Annotated in this window: 15 protein-coding genes; 11 read left to right on the plus strand and 4 right to left on the minus strand. The window is 67.5% G+C overall.

The annotated features are described in order from the left end of the window. The first annotated feature begins 9 nt into the window (after window positions 1–9). The 5 genes from phnC (at window position 10) to LOS8367_RS13055 (ending at window position 3,947) form a co-directional block, all read left to right on the plus strand. On the plus strand, window positions 10–786 hold the full coding sequence (phnC, locus tag LOS8367_RS13035; protein ID WP_085896961.1) for a phosphonate ABC transporter ATP-binding protein: 777 nt from the start codon (window positions 10–12) through the stop codon (window positions 784–786). Beyond that, window positions 783–1,595, plus strand: coding sequence for a phosphonate ABC transporter, permease protein PhnE (gene phnE / locus LOS8367_RS13040; protein ID WP_085896962.1), 813 nt, complete (start codon window positions 783–785; stop codon window positions 1,593–1,595). Before phnC ends, phnE (LOS8367_RS13040) begins: the two co-directional genes overlap by 4 nt. Continuing rightward, window positions 1,592–2,395, plus strand: coding sequence for a phosphonate ABC transporter, permease protein PhnE (gene phnE / locus LOS8367_RS13045; RefSeq protein WP_085896963.1), 804 nt, complete (start codon window positions 1,592–1,594; stop codon window positions 2,393–2,395). The genes phnE (LOS8367_RS13040) and phnE (LOS8367_RS13045) overlap by 4 nt, the downstream gene beginning before the upstream one ends. Beyond that, window positions 2,392–3,303: an HAD-IIA family hydrolase gene (locus LOS8367_RS13050; protein WP_085896964.1), complete on the plus strand. Its 912-nt coding sequence runs from the start codon at window positions 2,392–2,394 to the stop codon at window positions 3,301–3,303. The genes phnE (LOS8367_RS13045) and LOS8367_RS13050 overlap by 4 nt, the downstream gene beginning before the upstream one ends. 134 nt (window positions 3,304–3,437) lie before the next feature. Then, window positions 3,438–3,947: a GNAT family N-acetyltransferase gene (locus LOS8367_RS13055; RefSeq protein ID WP_085896965.1), complete on the plus strand. Its 510-nt coding sequence runs from the start codon at window positions 3,438–3,440 to the stop codon at window positions 3,945–3,947. 184 nt (window positions 3,948–4,131) lie between these two features. Here the strand turns inward: LOS8367_RS13055 and LOS8367_RS13060 are convergent, their stop codons facing one another. The 3 genes from LOS8367_RS13060 to LOS8367_RS13070 form a co-directional block, all read right to left on the minus strand. Then, on the minus strand, window positions 4,132–5,373 hold the full coding sequence (locus LOS8367_RS13060) for a glycerophosphodiester phosphodiesterase family protein (RefSeq protein ID WP_085896966.1): 1,242 nt from the start codon (window positions 5,371–5,373) through the stop codon (window positions 4,132–4,134). A 240-nt stretch (window positions 5,374–5,613) separates the two neighbouring features. Next, complete coding sequence (locus tag LOS8367_RS13065) at window positions 5,614–6,699, minus strand: ParB/RepB/Spo0J family partition protein (protein WP_085896967.1); 1,086 nt, start codon at window positions 6,697–6,699, stop codon at window positions 5,614–5,616. Beyond that, complete coding sequence (locus LOS8367_RS13070) at window positions 6,677–8,080, minus strand: AAA family ATPase (protein WP_085896968.1); 1,404 nt, start codon at window positions 8,078–8,080, stop codon at window positions 6,677–6,679. Before LOS8367_RS13070 ends, LOS8367_RS13065 begins: the two co-directional genes overlap by 23 nt. Window positions 8,081–8,689: 609 nt before the next feature. On the opposite strand from LOS8367_RS13070, the gene LOS8367_RS13075 reads away from it, so the two are divergent. Beyond that, entirely contained in the window at window positions 8,690–10,027 is a 1,338-nt protein-coding gene (locus tag LOS8367_RS13075) for a replication initiation protein (protein ID WP_085896969.1), read from the plus strand. A gap of 3 nt (window positions 10,028–10,030) precedes the next feature. On the opposite strand, the gene LOS8367_RS13080 is transcribed toward LOS8367_RS13075, so the two are convergent. Further along, the gene (locus LOS8367_RS13080) at window positions 10,031–10,684 is read right to left on the minus strand and encodes a GntR family transcriptional regulator (protein WP_085896970.1); all 654 of its coding nucleotides are present in this window, start codon (window positions 10,682–10,684) and stop codon (window positions 10,031–10,033) included. A gap of 131 nt (window positions 10,685–10,815) precedes the next feature. On the opposite strand from LOS8367_RS13080, the gene dctP reads away from it, so the two are divergent. The 5 genes from dctP to LOS8367_RS13105 are packed head-to-tail and all read left to right on the plus strand — an operon-like array spanning window position 10,816 to window position 16,478. Further along, window positions 10,816–11,796, plus strand: a complete 981-nt coding sequence (gene dctP / locus LOS8367_RS13085) for a TRAP transporter substrate-binding protein DctP (RefSeq protein WP_085896971.1) — start codon at window positions 10,816–10,818, stop codon at window positions 11,794–11,796. A 56-nt stretch (window positions 11,797–11,852) separates the two neighbouring features. Beyond that, window positions 11,853–12,401 carry a TRAP transporter small permease subunit gene (locus LOS8367_RS13090; RefSeq protein ID WP_085896972.1) on the plus strand — a complete coding sequence of 183 codons (549 nt, stop codon included), beginning with the start codon at window positions 11,853–11,855 and terminating at the stop codon, window positions 12,399–12,401. Continuing rightward, window positions 12,401–13,720, plus strand: a complete 1,320-nt coding sequence (locus tag LOS8367_RS13095) for a TRAP transporter large permease (protein WP_085896973.1) — start codon at window positions 12,401–12,403, stop codon at window positions 13,718–13,720. The genes LOS8367_RS13090 and LOS8367_RS13095 overlap by 1 nt, the downstream gene beginning before the upstream one ends. Further along, a complete protein-coding gene (locus LOS8367_RS13100) occupies window positions 13,717–14,973 on the plus strand; it encodes a malonyl-CoA decarboxylase (protein ID WP_085896974.1) in 1,257 nt (418 codons plus the stop codon). Before LOS8367_RS13095 ends, LOS8367_RS13100 begins: the two co-directional genes overlap by 4 nt. 2 nt (window positions 14,974–14,975) lie before the next feature. Further along, entirely contained in the window at window positions 14,976–16,478 is a 1,503-nt protein-coding gene (locus LOS8367_RS13105) for a malonate--CoA ligase (RefSeq protein WP_085897056.1), read from the plus strand. Window positions 16,479–16,594: the final 116 nt, after the last annotated feature.

Raw genomic sequence — 16,594 nt, forward strand, 5'->3', positions numbered from 1 at the left:
GAGAATGCGATGCTGAAGATCAGCGATCTGGTGAAGCGCTATGGTGGCGGCGAACCGGTCTTGAAGAATCTCGACCTGACCATCGAGGGCGAAAGCGTGGTGTCGATCATCGGCTCCTCGGGGGCGGGCAAGTCGACGCTCCTGCGCTGCATCAACCGGCTGGTGGAGCCCACCTCCGGCTCGATCACCCTCAACGGCACCGAGCTGACCCGCCTGCGCGGAGCCGAGCTGCGCCGCGCCCGCCGCAAGATCGGCATGGTGTTCCAGGGCTTCAACCTCGTCGAGCGGCTCACCGTGATGGAGAACGTCCAGTCCGGCCGCCTGGGCTACATCTCGACCTGGGCGGCGCTGATGCGGCGCTACCCGCGCGAAGACATCCGCCGCGCCTACGAGCTGATGGAGCGGGTCGGCATCGCCCATTACGCCGACAAGCGCGCCGACGAGCTGTCGGGCGGCGAGCGCCAGCGCGTCGGCGTGGTCCGGGCGCTAATGCAGAAGCCCGAGATCCTGCTCGCCGACGAGCCCACCGCCTCGCTCGACCCCAAGACCTCCGAGCAGATCATGGGGCTGTTGCGCGACCTCTCGCGCGAGCTGAAGCTGCCGGTGCTGATCAACATCCACAACGTTCACGAGGCCAAGGAATACACCGACCGGATCGTCGGCATGCGCTATGGCCGGATCATCTTCGACGACCTGCCCCGCGCGCTCGACCAGGAGGCGATGGACCGGATCTATTCCGGCAGCCCCGCCGCCGACCGCGCCGGCGAGATGCGGGCGGCGTCGTGAGCACCGCCCCCTCCCCTGCCCCCGCGCCGCGCGATCACTGGCGCAAGCCGAGCTTCATCGCCAACCCGGTGCTGCGCTGGCTGGTCTATGGCGGTGCGATCTTCTACGTGGTCTGGACCCTGGCCTGGCTGCCGATCGACTGGATCCGGGTGGCCGAGGGCATCGAGCGCGCGGGCCGGATCTTCGGCGGTGCCTTCCCGCCGAGCTTCGAGCGCTCGGGCCTGCTGATCGACGGCTTTCTCGAAAGCCTGAAGATCGCGATCCTCGCCACCTTCGGCGGTGTGATCCTGTCGATCCCGATCGCCTTCATGGCGGCGCGCAACGTGGTGCCCAAGGCGGTGTTCTATCTGGGCCGCGCCATCATCATCGTCGCGCGCAGCTTTCATCCCGTGATCGTCGCCATCATCTTCGTCAAGGCGGTGGGCTTCGGGCCGCTGGCGGGGGTGCTGACGCTGATCGTCTATTCCATCGGCTTCGTCGCCAAGATGCTGGCCGAGCGGATCGAGGAGATCGACTTCGGACAGGTCGAGGCGATGCGCGCCGCCGGCGCCCCCTATCTGTCGACGCTGATCTATGCGGTGGTCCCGCAGATCATGCCGCGTCAGGTCGGCCTCACCATCTACCAGCTCGACAGCAACCTGCGCGCCTCGGCGGTGGTCGGCATCGTCGGCGCGGGCGGCATCGGCTCGACGCTGGCCAACGCCTTCGGCCGCTACGACTACGATTTCGCGCTCGCCATCACCATGGTCATCGTCGGCGTGATCCTCCTGTCGGAGGCGGTGTCTGGCCAGATCAGGAAACGCCTATGACCCTCTCCGATCTCGGTCGCGACGACTGGACCCGCTTCACCCTGAAACAGCGGCTGCAACGCTACGTCGTCTTCGCCGCCTGCGCGCTGGCCATCGGCTGGGCGATCTCCTCGATCGAGGTGATCTGGGCCTGGGTCTGGGACGCGCCCAGCCAGATGGGCGACCTGTTCGGCCGGATGATCCCGCCCGACCCGTCGAACCTCGGCGCGATCCTGCGGGTGCTGTGGGAGACGGTGAACATCGCCACCATCGCCACCGCCTTCGCGGTGATCCTGTCGCTCCCCGTGGCATGGCTCGCGGCGCAGAACACCACCCCGAACCGCGCCACGCTCTGGATCGGCCGCTTCATCCTCGTGTCGTCGCGCTCGATCAACACGATCATCTGGGCGCTGCTCTTCGTCGCCATCTTCGGCCCCGGCATCGTCGCGGGCATCGTCGCGATCATGTTCCGCTCGATCGGCTTCGTCGGAAAGCTCCTGGGCGAGGCGATCGAGGAAATCGACAAGCGCCCGGTCGAGGCGCTGGAGGCGACGGGCGCCTCGCGGCTCAAGGTCATCGCCTATGCGATCGTGCCGCAGGTCATGCCGACATTCTGGGCCGTGTCGATTCTGCGCTGGGATATCAATCTGCGCGAGTCCACCGTGCTCGGCCTCGTCGGCGCGGGCGGCATCGGCATCATCCTCCAAGGCGCGATCGACACCTTCAACTGGCGCGAGGCGGCGACGGTGCTGCTGGCGATCCTCGGACTGGTGATCCTGGGCGAGATCGTCTCGGCCTGGCTGCGCCGCCGGATCCTGTGACCGGCGCGCCCCCCAGCGGGCGCACGGCCCTCGACGCCTATCTGGCGATCCGTCACCGGCTGCCCGACGCGCCAGAGGGCAGCGCCTTCGGCCGTGCCCCGCATCTGGGCGCCATCGCCGATCCCTTCGACATGGTGCTGTTCGACGCTTACGGCGTTCTCAACGTGGGTGAGACGCCGATCCTTGGCGCCGCTGCGCGGATCGCCGAACTGCGCGGCAAGGGCAAGCGGGTGATGGTGGTCTCGAACTCGGCCGGCTACCCCAAGCGGGCGATGATGCAGCGCTACGAACGGCTCGGTTTCGATTTCGCCCCCGATGAGGTGGTGACGAGCCGCGAGGCGCTTCTCGCCCGGCTGGGCCGCGACAAGCCGCGCCGCTGGGGCGTGATGCTGGGCCCGGGCCACGGGCTGCGCGAGTTCGAGGCGATCGACGCGCATCTGCTGCTCGACGAGGCGGCGGCTTACGAGGCGGCCGAAGGCTTCCTGCTGGTCGGCTCCGACGGCTGGACCGTCGAGCGGCAGCGCCTACTCGTCGCTAGCCTGCGCGACCACCCGCGCCCGGTACTGGTCGGCAACCCCGACCTTGTGGCCCCGCGCGAAGGCGGGCTGACGCTCGAACCCGGCCATTTCGCCCATGCGCTGGCCGATGCCGGCCTCTGCGCCCCCGAGTTCTGCGGCAAGCCGTTCCGCGCGATCTTCGACCTCGCCCTGTCGCGGCTCGATCCCGCACCCGCCCCCGCGCGGGTGCTGATGGTCGGCGACACCCTGCACACCGACATCCTCGGCGCCCGCGCCATGGGCTTCGCCTCGGCGCTGGTCACCGATCACGGCCCGCTGGCGGGAGAGGACATCGTCGCGGCGATCGACCGCGCGGGCATCGTCCCCGACTTCGTGATCCCGCATATCTGACGGCCGAGGGCCGCGCGGCGGAAATTTCCTCGACGGATGGATCGCAGGGCGGCCTGCGGTTGAGACCAGTGGGAAGAGTATCGCCCCCCACATTCGGCGTTTACCCCTGCTTCGGCCAAGGGCATATCGGAGCCATGACCCTCAGACCGGCCCAGATTTCGGACGCTTCGAGCATCGCCGCCCTTTCCCTGGAGGTGTGGATCAGCACATATCTGAAGCGCGGCGTCAGCCCCTTCTTCGCGGACTATGTCCTGGACACGTTCACCACATCCAACACCGAGAAATTCATAGCCGATCCGTCGGAGTTCGTGATGGTGTCGCAGAACGATGAGGGCATCGACGGATACATCCGCGTTTCCGCAGGCAGCAAGCCGCCTGTGAATGGATGTTCCGACCTGCAGATCGCAACCTTCTACGTCCAGCCGCGTCACCATGGGAAAGGGATCGGGTCTCGCCTGCTCGACGCGGCCTTCGGGCATTGTCGCGCAACGCAGGCCGATACGGTCTGGCTCACGACCAACGCGGAAAACGCGTCCGCCATCGCGTTCTATCTCCGGAAAGGCTTCGAGCATGTCGGAGAGACGCATTTCCGCATCGGCACGGAAAGCTACCTGAACAACGTCTATTCCTACCGCCTGAACTGAAAAAGGGTCATCCCGCCGGTGCCCGCTTTGTCCGCTCGACGGACAATAAGAGCCCAACGCCCCCGCGGATATCCGCGAGGGCGTCTTCGCTTACAGGCACCGGACGCGCAGCGCAGCTAGCTCGCCCGGGCGGGTACCTTCGGCAAAGGGCCTAACGGCCCCCTGCCCTACTCTCTGGAGCCGCTCAGAGCCCCATGCAGTTGGCGTAGTAGGTCACCGTGGCGGGCCAGTCCGAGAATACCCCCACGACGCCCACATCCTGCGCCAGCGCGTCGAGCATGGCATAGGTGTCGCCGTCATCGTCGATGGCTTGCTCGACCGACTGGAAGTACCAGCCGCCGCCCGAGGCCAGCGGCCCCGACCGCTCCAGCGTCCAGGTGATGATCTCGAGCCCCGCGGCCTTGGCCTCCTCGGCATAGGCCGAGGCCACGATCTCTCCGGCCTCGTCGGTGGTGACCAACATCCACATCGGCGGCGCGATGTAGTTCACGCCCATATCCGCCAGCTCCTGCATCGTCGGCTTGAAGGTCGCGGGGTCCATCGGGTCGATCAGTCCCTCATCCTCGTCCTCGGCCTCGTAACGGTCGTCGAGATAGACCGCCTGCGCGCCGAACTCCGGCTCGTTCTCGATCCAGTACTTGATGTCGTCGAGGTTGAAGCTCTGCGGCCAGACCCTGGAGGGTTCGATGCCGGCATCCTTGTACTCGTCGATGAGCTTCTGGGCATAGTCCTCCTGGCTGAAGCCCTCATGCGGCATCTCGACCGAGGCCGCCTTGAGCTCGGGCGTGAAATCGGCGCCGAGGCTGTCGATCAGTGCGATCGATTCGGCGTGGGTCATCAGCTCGGTGCCCGCCACGTAGAGATCGGTGCGCCACGGCGCGGTGCCGCCCTGGAATTCCTCGGGCGTGGTGGCCGCCGCGTTCGAGGCGTCCATCTTCGGGCTGAGCTCGCGGAACTCGGCCAGCGTCAGATCCGAGGTGCGGCACTCGGCGCTCGCGTCGCTGCCCTCGCCCGCGGGGGTGAAGCCGGCGGTGCATTTCTCGGCCAGATCGGTGACGAGGATGTCCGTGGTGGTGGCCAGATCGTTCTGCGCGTGGCGGCAGACCAGCTCGTGATCGGCGGTGAAGGTCACGTCGCATTCGACGATGCCTGCCCCCTGCCGCGCGCCGGCGACATAGGATTGCTTCGTGTGTTCGGGGATCATCAGCGGCGCGCCGCGATGCGCGATGGAAAAGGCGGTGGGCTCGGGCGTCTGGCCTTGGCAGGACATCAGCTTGTCCTTGAGTTCGCCCTCCTCCATCGCGTCGATCAGGAAGAACGGCCGCTCGCCATAGCCCAGCGCCGGGCCGCCCTCTGCCATGTGGCTCTCGGCCAGCGCCATGCCCGGCAGCGCCGTGGCCAGTGCCAGAAATCCTATCCGTGTCATGTGTCGTCCTCCCATAGGTTGTCAGGGCCGGTCTCGGTGCCGACCTTCTGCGCCAACAGCCTAAGCGAAACACGACGGTGTGATTAAGTTTTAATGACAGTGCGTTGGCATTAATCAGCGATGGTTCGCCGTGCGCCCCCACCTTGTTGATTACCTAGCGGAAGCAAGGGCCGACCCTGCTTCCGCACATCCTTAAATGACGTTGCATAACAACGACTTACAGGACGATCTTGCAAGTTCTCAGTCGTCGCCCGCTTCGGTCAGGCAGGCCAGCAACCGCTCCGCCATGTCGCGGCGTTGGCTGTCGCTCAGCCCCCCCTGCCCGTCCAGCGTCAGCACCAGCTTCGCGCCGTCGCTCCGGACCGTCGCGCGCGCGCCGTTCGGCAGCACCGCCTCGGCCAAGGGCGGCGGCGCCTGACGGCGCGGACGGCCGCCGCGCGGTGCAGGCTTGGGGGCTGCCTCGGCGGCGTCGAGAATGGGTTCGATCAGCGCCCATTCCGCCGCCGCATCCTGCGCGTCGCCCTGCTCCAGCGCCGCGCGCAGTTTCGTGGCGAAACCGCCCCGGAGCGCGGCCGCCAGTCGCAGCCCGCCCGCTTCGCTCAGCTCGCGGCCATGCGCCAGCAGGTCGCCTAGTTCGAAATGCACGAGCGCAAAGGACCGGATCTTCGAACGCTTGGCCTTCGACGCGGCGGCAAAGATCGCGTCGACCGCGGCCTCCATCGAGGGGAAGGCCCCGAGATGCGCCGCCACGGCGGCGATGCGGCCGCGCTCGTACGGCGTGAGCTGGGCCCGGATCTCGTTTTCCTCGACCATCGCCGCATAGGCGTCGCCGGCCTCGACCGCCGGTCGCACGATGGCGCGGGCCACCGGCGCCGTGCCCTCCTCGGCGCCGATCAGCGCCAGCGCCCGGACCCGGCGCCAGCCCGAGACGAGGCCGTAGCGCCCCTCGCCAAGATCGACGACCTCGATCGGCAGGCGCTGACCGCTGGCGCGGATCGAGGCGACCAGCTCGTCCATCGCCTCGGCATCGCTTTCGACCCGGTCGCGGGTCAGGTGGTTCACCTGAATCCGGTCGAGCGGCAGCGTCTCGATCACCCGCCCCTCGGCCTGTGCCTCGCGCCAGGACGCGGCCTCGGTCGCGGTGCGCGCGGCGTTGGCGCGATCGGCGGTCGGGCGCGCATCGCGATCCGAGGCGGCCTCGGCCGCGACCTGCGCGATCGGCGCGGCAAAGCCGCCGGGGCCGAGCGCCGGTTTCGCGGCGAAACCCGCCTCGATCTCGGCGAGCGCCTGCGGATCGGGCGCCTCAAGCGTCCTGCGTCTGGCCATCCTTCACCTCCTGCTCTTCCATCATGTCGCGGTACCAGCTGCCCAGAAGCAGCTCCTTGAATTCGGCATAGGTCCGGTCGAACGCCTCGCGCCCGCGCAGATAGGTCTCGCGGTTGAAGTCGCGGTAGTCCGCCTCGTAGATGCCGTTGATCTGCTCTCCGGCCTGCCCGACCAGCGCGGTGAACTCCTGCCGGTAGGCGGTCATGAAGTCGCCGAAATATGCCTGAATCACGTTCGCCAGATCGGTCTGCTGCCCGGCGTCGTAGCGGGTGATGATGGCGCGCACCACGTCCCATTCGAACCGCATCTCGGGTAGGCCGGCGCGGCGGCGCTGCGCGTTCTCGCCCTCCTCGATCGAGGCGAAGGTCGAGTAGAGCATGTCGAAGAAGCGGCCCGTGGAATCGAATTCGAGGAAGGACGCGCCCAAGGGCACCAGCAGGATGTCGGCGGCGGAGAGCGAGTTGATCGTCAGGTAGCCGAGGGCAGGGGGGGTATCGAGGAAGACGATGTCGTATTCGTCGAGCAGCCCCTCCTCGTTCAGCGCGTTGTTGAGCGCGTCCCACAGCGACCACGACTTCAGGTTCATGCGCCAGACCGGGATCTGGAACTCGGACCAGTAGAGGTTCAGCTGGGCGCCGATCAGGTCGATGTTGGGCCAGTGCGTCGACTGGATCAGGTTTCGCGGCGAAACCTCCAGAGCCTCGGTCAGCGTCTCGTCGAGGGGCAGGGGGGGCGCGCCCTCGGCCTCGCGCACGAGGTTCTCCTGGGTCACGGCGCGGGCATAGTCGCGCGCCAGAAGCGGGAACACGGTCTGCCATTCATCGGCGACCTTGCCGCCCAGAAGCGAGGTCATCGAGGCCTGGCTGTCGAGATCGATCACCAGCACCTTGTAGCCGTCGAGCGCGGCCGCCATGGCGAGATGCACGCAGGTCGTGGTCTTGCCCGAGCCGCCCTTGAAGTTGGCGACGGCGGCGATCTTGGCCGGCAGCCCTTCGGGGCGCCAGGGGCGGTATTCCTTGTTGGCCGCGCCTTCTTCGGCGAAGTGCCGACGTAGCTTCAGCACGTCGTCGAGGCTGAACCACTTGGCTCCGGCATCCCCCTCGCCCTGCGGCAGGTCGGGATGCGATTTCAGCACCCGGCGCAGATGCGCGGCGGCGACCGGGATCAGGTAGCGGGTGATTTCCCAGATCGAGAACTTGCGCAGCGTCTTGGTGCCGTCGGGGGCGTAGCCGCGCCGGGCCATGTCGTCGCGGCCGCGCGCGCAAAAGGTGGCGGCCTTGGCGAATCGCGTGGTATCGACGCGGGGACCGAGCCGCGCGGCGGCGCGCGCCGGGTCGATGTTGTGAAAGGGCGGTGAGGTCGTGTCCGCGCGCTTGTTCATGCGAAACCTTCTGTCATGTGCGCCGCTTGCGCTGTTATCGAGCGAACTGTCGCACATCATCCCGTGAAGCGGAATAACCCTGATCCACGCCTGCGTCGGAGCGTGGCATTCGAGGTTTCGCCGCGAAACCCTGCCGGTTTCTTCTCCAATTTCCATGAAGGAACAGCACGCAGGCCGTTTGTAATCTTTCGAATCTTTAGAGTCTTTAGGTCTAGGAAATCCCGTTATTTCATACGGCTATGAGCCATTGGGTACCCGTTCTCGGGACGAAGGGTATCCGATTCCGGGGCCAAGGGTACCCGTTTGCAGGAGCGGAGGTTCCCGGATTCAGGGCCGTGCAACAGTCGCGAAACCCGCCTCGATACGGGGATATTGACGGGTTTCGCCGCCACCGGCGCCCCCGAAACCGCCTCGATTCGCGTTGCTCGGGGCGAAGGGTACCCGGTTTCGGGATGCCGGCCGCGCAACGCGCGCTGCGGTCACGGAAAGGTACCCTTTTACGGGATAGGATCGGAATGGCGCGAAGGTACCCAGATCGCGCTTGCGTGAAGGTGCCACAAGGTGCAGCCTGCGGCACGCGCCGGATCGGGTGGCGGCAAAGGATTGGTTATGGCGGGCGAACGGCAGGCGCAGGGCACGAAAGTCAGGGCGACGACCCCGGCGCGGATCGACGTCGAGGGGCTGAGCGGTGCGCTCCGCCGAGGCACCGTGAAGAAGAACGTCGCCGCGATCCATATCGGCGGCAAGCTGACGCTGCTGCAGCGCAAGCTGTCGAACGTGCTGCTGCTCAATGCCTATGACACGCTGCTGAGCCAGAGCGTGCACCGGATCGACGCGCGCACCCTGTGCCTGATGATCGGCTACAACTCGAACGACATCGACAGCCTGCGCGACGCGCTGCGCGGGCTGGCCGAGACCGTGGCCGAATGGGACATGCTCGACGAGAAGGGGCGTCAGGAATGGGGGGTCTCGGCGCTCTTGGCGCATGCGCGGCTGCGCGACGGGGTCTGCGACTATGCCTATTCCCCGGCGCTGGCCGAGAAGCTGCACGACCCGCGGGTCTTCGCGCTGATCAACCTCGACATTCAGCGGCGCTTCACCTCCGGGCACGGGCTGGCGCTCTACGAGAACTGCTACCGCTTCGTGCGGACCGGCTCGACCGGCTGGTGGCCGCTCGAGGTGTTCCGCCGGCTGATGGGGGTGGATGACAGCGACTACTACCGCAGCTTCAAGCATCTCAACGCCAAGGTCATCAAGCCCAGTGTCGAGGAGGTGAACCGCTCCTCGAACATCCTGATCGAGCCCGAGTTCAAGCGCATGGGCCGTTCGGTCAAGGAGCTGCGATTCCTGATCCGGGAGAACCCGCAGCTCGCCATGCTCGACATTGATGACGGGCAGGCGCTGCGCAGCCAGCCGGTCTATGAGCGGCTGCGGGGGCAGGGCGTGTCGGACCGGCTGGCGCGGCAATGGATCTCCGAGCATGGCGCCGAGGCGGTGGCCGAAAAGCTCGACTGGGTGTCGGGGCGCGACAATGTCCGCAGCCCAGTCGGGTTCCTGCGCGCCGCGCTCGACAATGGCTGGGCGGGGGAGGGGGCGCCGCCCGCTCAGGCCCCCGCGCCCGAACCGAGCGACGCGGCCCGCAAGGCCGCCGATGCCCGGATCGCGCGGCAGGCCGAGGCGGAGGCCGAGATCGACATGCGCGCGGCGCGGCGTGCGGCGCGGGTGGCGCGGTTCCAGGCGGTGGCCGAGGCGGTCAAGCGGCGCAACCCGACCCAGCGCGACGCCGACCGGCGGCTGATGCTGAGCCAGCTCGAAGGCGAGCTGGAGCGCGAGGATTTCCGCCGCCATGGCTGGGAGAGCGCGCTCAACGCCCGCGCCATCTTCGCCTTCTGGGAAGAGATGCAGCCCGGGCTGTTCGAGAAGCTGCCCGAGCTGCCGCCCGAGTGACGCCTATTCGGCGGCGCGCAGCCCCGCCATCAGGTGGTGGAATTTCTCGCCCTGCACCGCGACGTGTTCGCGCAGCAGCCGCGCCGCGCGATCGGCCTCGCCGGCGCGCAGCGCCGCGACGATGGCCTGATGCTCGGTCATCGACTGCGCCATGCGGCCGCGCAGATGCAGCTGGGTGCGGCGGAACGGCTTGAGCCGACGATGCAGCCGACCGGCTTCGGCCGCGAGAAACCGGTTGCCGGACTGTTCGTAGATCAGGTGGTGGAACACCTCGTTCTCGCGGTAATAGGCGTCGCTTTCGCCGGCCTCCAGCGCCTCGCGGCATCGGTCGTTGGCGGCGTCGAGATCGGCGAGCGCCGCGTCGGTGATGCGCTGCGCGGCGAGGCGGCCGCAGCTGGCCTCGATCTCGGCCATCACCTCGAACATCTCCAGTAGCTCGACCGCGCCGACCTCGCGCACGAAGACGCCGCGGCGCGGCTGCTGCTCGATCAGTCCGGCGGCGGCGAGCTTCTGGAACGCCTCGCGCAGGGGGGTGCGCGAGACCCCGTGCTCCTCGGCCAGCCGAGTCTCGTCGAGCCTTGTGCCAGGGCGGAACCGGCCGCGCAGGATCTCGTCCTCGAGCGTCTCGGCGATCAGGTCGCTGCGGCTGCGGCTCATGGCGCCGATCCCTTCGCATATGCAGAAAAGCCATTCTTGTATACGAGAGCTTGACTCCGAATGCAATCCCGCGCAGCGTGACCCGGCGTCGGATGGGGGAGCATCGCGGCGCGTCGTTTGGGAGGACGAGAATGAACAAGATCACCCTGCTCGCGGCCTCGACCGCGCTGCTCGCGCCGCTGGCCGCCAATGCCGAGACTCTGCGGCTGTCGCATCAATGGGCCGAGGGCGACGTGCGCCATCAGGTCGCGCAGATGGTGGCCGACGAGGTCGCCGCCGCCGATGTCGATCTGGAGATCCAGATCTTTCCGAACCAGACCCTGTTCAAGGCGCGCGAGCAGTACACGCCGCTGTCGCGCGGCCAGCTCGACATGACGGTGCTGCCGCTGAGCTATGCCGGCGGCCAGCAGCCCGCCTACAACCTCACCCTGATGCCCGGCCTAGTGCGCAATCTCGAGCACGGCAACCGGCTGTCGAAATCCGAGTTCGGCGACGCGATCCGCGAGACCATGGCCGAGGATGACGTGATGGTGCTGGTCGACGGCTATCTCGCCGGCGGCTTCGGTTCGAACAAGGGCTGCATCACCGCGCCCGAGGACGTCAAGGGCGTGACGATCCGCGCCGCTGGCAAGAGCTTCGAGGAGATGCTGGCGGGGGCAGGGGCCTCGATCGCCTCGATGGCCTCGTCGGAGATCTATCCGGCGCTGCAGACCGGCGTGCTCGACGCCGCCAACACCTCGTCCGAGAGCTTCGTGAGCTACCGGCTCTACGAGCAGCTCGACTGCTACACGCCCGCGGGCGACACCGCGCTGTGGTTCATGTACCAGCCGCTGATCATGAACAAGACGACCTTCGAGGATCTGACCGAGGAGCAGCAGGCGGCGCTGATGGCGGCGGCCGAGAAGGCCGAGGCCTATTACCTCACCGAGGGCAAGAAGGGCGACGACATGGCGCGCGAGACCTTCCGCGAGGCCGGGGTCGAGATCGCCGAGATGAGCGAAGAGGACTTCGAGGCCTGGCGCGAGCTGGCCAAGGAGACCGCGTTCAAGGTCTTCGTCGAGGAGACCCCGAACGGCCAGGAGCTGCTCGACAAGGCGCTCGCCGTCGAGTGAGCCGAGGCGGGCCCCGGCGCCGCGCCGGGGCTGACCCCATTTCCCGAGGACATTCCATGACCGAGATGACCCGGCGGGACGCCCCCGCCGCGATCCGCGCGATCGGCCATGTCTCGACCCTGTGCGGGGTCGTGGCGGCCGCCTTGATCTTCGTCTCCGTGCTGATCACCTGCCAGATGATCTTTCTGCGCGCGGTGCTGGGCCAATCCACCGTCTGGCAGACGGAAGCCGTGATCTACATGATGATCGGCGCGACGCTGCTGGGTCTGCCCTACGTGCAGAAGCTGCGCGGCCATGTCGGCGTCGATCTGGTGCCGGGGCTTTTGCCCGCGGGCGCGCGCAAGGCGCTGGCGCTGGCGGTGTTGTCCGCGACGATCGTGATGATCGGGCTGATGCTGTTCTATGGCTGGGAGATGTTCCATCTCGCCTGGGAGCGCAACTGGCGCTCGGAAACCGTCTGGGGCGTGAAGCTCTGGATTCCCTATCTCGCGGTCCCGCTCGGCTTCGCGCTCTTCGCGTTGCAGCTCGTGGCCGATCTCTGGGCCGTCGCCACCGGGCATGACGACGCCGATCCCAACGTCGCCCCCGAAGACCGGAGACACTGATGGAGCCGCTCACCCTCGGCGCGCTGGTCGCGCTGTTCACCGTGCTGGTGCTGTTCTCGGGCATCTCCGTCGGCACCGGCCTTCTGGTGGTCGCCACCGGGTTCCTGTTCTTCGTCGACGGCGCGCGCTCGCTCGAGGCGCTGCCCGAGCTGTTCTTCGGCGAACTTAACAGCTTCGCGCTGCTGTCGATCCCGATGTTCATCATCATGGGCGCGGCGATCTCGTCCTCGCGCGCCGGTCCCGATCTCTACGAGGCGCTGGAGCGCTGGCTGACCCGGGTGCCGGGCGGGCTTCTGGTGTCGAACCTGGGCGCCTGCGCGCTCTTCGCCGCGATGTCTGGCTCCAGCCCCGCGACCTGCGCCGCGATCGGCAAGATGGGCATCCCCGAGATGCGCAAGCGCGGCTACCCCGACGAGGTGGCGGCTGGCTCCATCGCCGCGGGCGGCACGCTGGGCATCCTCATTCCGCCATCGGTGACGATGATCGTCTATGGCATCGCGACCGAGACCTCGATCGGGCGGCTGTTCCTCGCGGGCGTCATCCCCGGCCTCGTGCTGACGCTGCTGTTCATCGCCTGGTCGATCTTCGACACGTGGCGGCGCGGGGCGGCGGGCGTGGCGCTGTCGGGCATCACCTATAGCTGGCGCCAGAAGTTCGAGATCCTGCCGCGCGTGTTGCCCTTCCTCGCGATCATCGTGGGCGTGCTCTACGCGCTTTATGGCGGCATCGCGACGCCCTCCGAGACCGCCGCCGTCGGCGCGCTTTTGTGCATCGTCGTGGTGATGATCATCTACAAGATGGTGCAGCCCCGCGCGCTCTGGGCAATCCTGCGCGACAGCACCCGCGAGAGCGTGATGATCCTGTTCATCATCGGCGCGGCGGGGGTGTTCTCCTTCATGCTGTCCTCGCTGTTCATCACCCAGTCGGTGGCGGAATGGATCGGCGGGCTCGACGTGAACCGCTGGGTGCTGATGGCGATCGTCAACCTGTTCCTGCTAGTGGCGGGCTTCTTCCTGCCCCCGGTCGCGGTGATCCTGATGTCGGCGCCGATCCTTCTGCCGATCATCACGGCGGCGGGGTTCGATCCCTACTGGTTCGCGGTGATCGTGACGATCAACATGGAGATCGGCTTGATCACGCCGCCGGTGGGCCTCAACCTCTATGTCATCAACGGCATCGCGCCGGACATCTCGCTCAAGAAGGTGCTGTTCGGCTCGATGCCCTTCGTGGGCTGCATGATCGCGGCCATCGTGCTTCTGTCGGTCTTTCCGGGTCTGGCGACCTGGCTGCCCGACGCCGTCATGGGGAAAGCCATATGAGCATTCTGTCCGACGTCCTCTCGACCATCCTCGAACGCCGCTACCCGTGGCAGCCATCACGGGAGGCCGACCACCGTTCGGACGCGGCGCTGATCGCGGACCTGCTGTCGAATGCCGGCGAGATCTCGGGGCTGACCTCGGCGCGCGAACTGCTCGAACGCTACGCCCACAAGGACGATGCGGCCAAGATCGCCTTCTTCGCGCATCTGGCGGAGGAGCTGGACATCGACCCCGAAACGGTGCGCAGCGCGCTCGACGCCTACGAGGCCAAGCCGGGGCCGAAGAGCTACCGCGCCTTCCTCGAGGCGGCCGAGCCGCCCCGGCAGGAGTTGGTGCGGCGGCTGAACCGGGTGCCCGGCGCCACGGCGCGGCTGGTGGCGATGCGCGCCGACCTGCTGCGGCTCCTCAAGCGCGACGATCCGCGCGCCGCGCTCGATCAGGATTTCCGGCACCTGTTCCAGAGCTGGTTCAACCGCGGTTTTCTGGTGCTGCGCCCGGTGAGCTGGGAGAGCCCGGCGCAGATCCTCGAGAAGATCATCGCCTACGAGGCGGTGCACGCGATCGACAGCTGGGACGATCTGCGCCGCCGGGTCGAGCCCACCGACCGGCGCTGCTTCGCGTTCTTTCACCCGGCGATGCCGGACGAGCCGGTGATCTTCGTCGAGGTTGCGCTGACCCGTGGCATTCCCGGCTCGATTCAGGAAGTTCTGGCCGAGGACCGCGAGGAGGTCGAGGCGGCCGAGGCCGACACGGCGGTGTTCTACTCGATCTCGAACTGCCAGTCGGGGCTGGCGGGGATCTCCTTCGGCAACTCGCTGATCAAGCAGGTGGTGGCGGATCTCTCGGCCGAGCTGCCGGGGCTCAGGACCTTCGTGACGCTGTCGCCGATCCCGGGGCTGCGCCGCTGGATGGATGCCGAGGCGATCGACCCGACCACGCTCGACGATGAGGCGCTCAGGCGCACGGCGGCGCGCTATCTGCTGACCGCCAAGCGCGAGGGCGGCATGCCGCTCGACCCGGTGGCGCGGTTCCATCTGGGCAATGGCGCGCAGCTGCACGCGGTGCATGCCAATGCCGACATCTCGCCCAAGGGCCGCGCCGAGAGCTGCGGCGCGATGGTGAATTATCTCTATGACCTGGGGAAGATCACCCAGAACCACGAAGGCTTTGCCAAGCGGCAGGAGGTGGCGGCGTCGGATGCCGTGCGCGGTCTCCTTCCCCGCCAGGGCCGGGCGCGCAAGGAAGGGGCATGAGCATGGCCAACCCGCTTTACGACACGCTGTTCGGGCGTCACGCCGGCAAGGAGACGCCGTTCCTGATCCTGCGCGACGGTGCCCGGATCACCCATGCGGCGTTCCTGGGCCAGGCGGCCCGCATCGCCCATGCGCTGGTCGATGCCGGTCTGAAGCCCGGCGACCGGGTCGCGGCGCAGGTCGAGAAGAGCCCGCAGGCGCTGGCGCTCTATGCCGCCTGCGCGCAGGCGGGGCTGGTGTTCTTGCCGCTCAACACCGCCTACACGGTCGATGAGCTGAGCTATTTCATCGAGGATAGCGGCGCGCGGATGGTGATCTGCGATCCGGCGCGCGAGGCGGATCTCGCGCCCTTGGCCGAGCGGCTCGGGGCGCAGATCCTGACGCTGGGCGCCGATGGTCATGGCGGGCTGATGGCGCAGGCGGCGCGGCACGAGGACCGGTTCGAGACGGTGTCTCGTACGGGCGACGACCTGGCGGCGTTCCTTTATACCTCGGGGACCACGGGGCGCTCCAAGGGCGCGATGCTCACCCAGGACAACCTCATTTCGAACGCGGTGACTCTGGTCGAGCACTGGCGTTTCACGGATGAGGACGTGCTGCTGCACGCGCTGCCGATCTTTCACACCCACGGACTGTTCGTGGCGACCAACGTGATCGCGGTGGCGGGCGCCTCGATGATCTTCCTGCCGAAATTCGACCTCGACGCGCTGATCGAGCTGATGCCCAAGGCGACCTCGATGATGGGGGTGCCGACCTTCTACACCCGGCTTCTGGGCGACGAGCGGTTCACCCGCGAACTGACCGCGGGCATGCGGCTCTTCATCTCGGGCTCCGCGCCGCTTCTGGCCGAGACGCATGTAGAGTTCGAAAAGCGCACCGGCCACCGGATTCTCGAACGCTACGGCATGACCGAGACCAACATGAACACCTCGAACCCCTATGACGGCGAGCGGCGCGCCGGAACCGTGGGTTTCCCGCTGCCGGGGGTGGAGCTGAAGATCACCGATCGCGAGACCGGGGCCGAGCTGCCCCAGGGCGAGGTCGGGCTGATCGAGGTGCGCGGGCCCAACGTGTTCAAGGGCTATTGGCAGATGCCCGAAAAGACCAAGGCGGAGCTGCGCGAGGACGGCTTCTTCCTCACAGGCGATCTGGGGCGGATCGACGAGGATGGCTATGTCTCGATCGTCGGGCGCGACAAGGACCTGATCATCTCGGGTGGCTACAACATCTATCCCAAGGAGATTGAGCTCCTGCTCGACGAGCAGCCCGGCGTGCTGGAGAGCGCGGTGATCGGCGTGAAGGACGCCGATTTCGGCGAGAGCGTGGTCGGCGTGCTGGTGCCGCGCCCCGGCGCCGAGATCGACCCCGAGGCGGTGATGGCGGCGATGCAGGGCAGCCTCGCGCGGTTCAAGCAGCCGCGCCGGATCGAGATCGTCGACGAACTGCCGCGCAACACCATGGGCAAAGTGCAAAAGAACCTGCTGCGCGAGCGTTTCGCGGGCTGATCCCGAAGCTGGAAGAGAGGCAAGGCGTCGCGCGACCGCGCGGCGCCTTTCGTCATGCGCGGCGGCCCGGATCGGGACGCCGGCGCCATGGTGGGGCGGTTCGTCATCGCCGCCGA

The sequence above is a fragment of the Limimaricola soesokkakensis genome, from assembly GCF_900172345.1.
In the GTDB taxonomy this organism is placed as follows: domain Bacteria; phylum Pseudomonadota; class Alphaproteobacteria; order Rhodobacterales; family Rhodobacteraceae; genus Limimaricola; species Limimaricola soesokkakensis.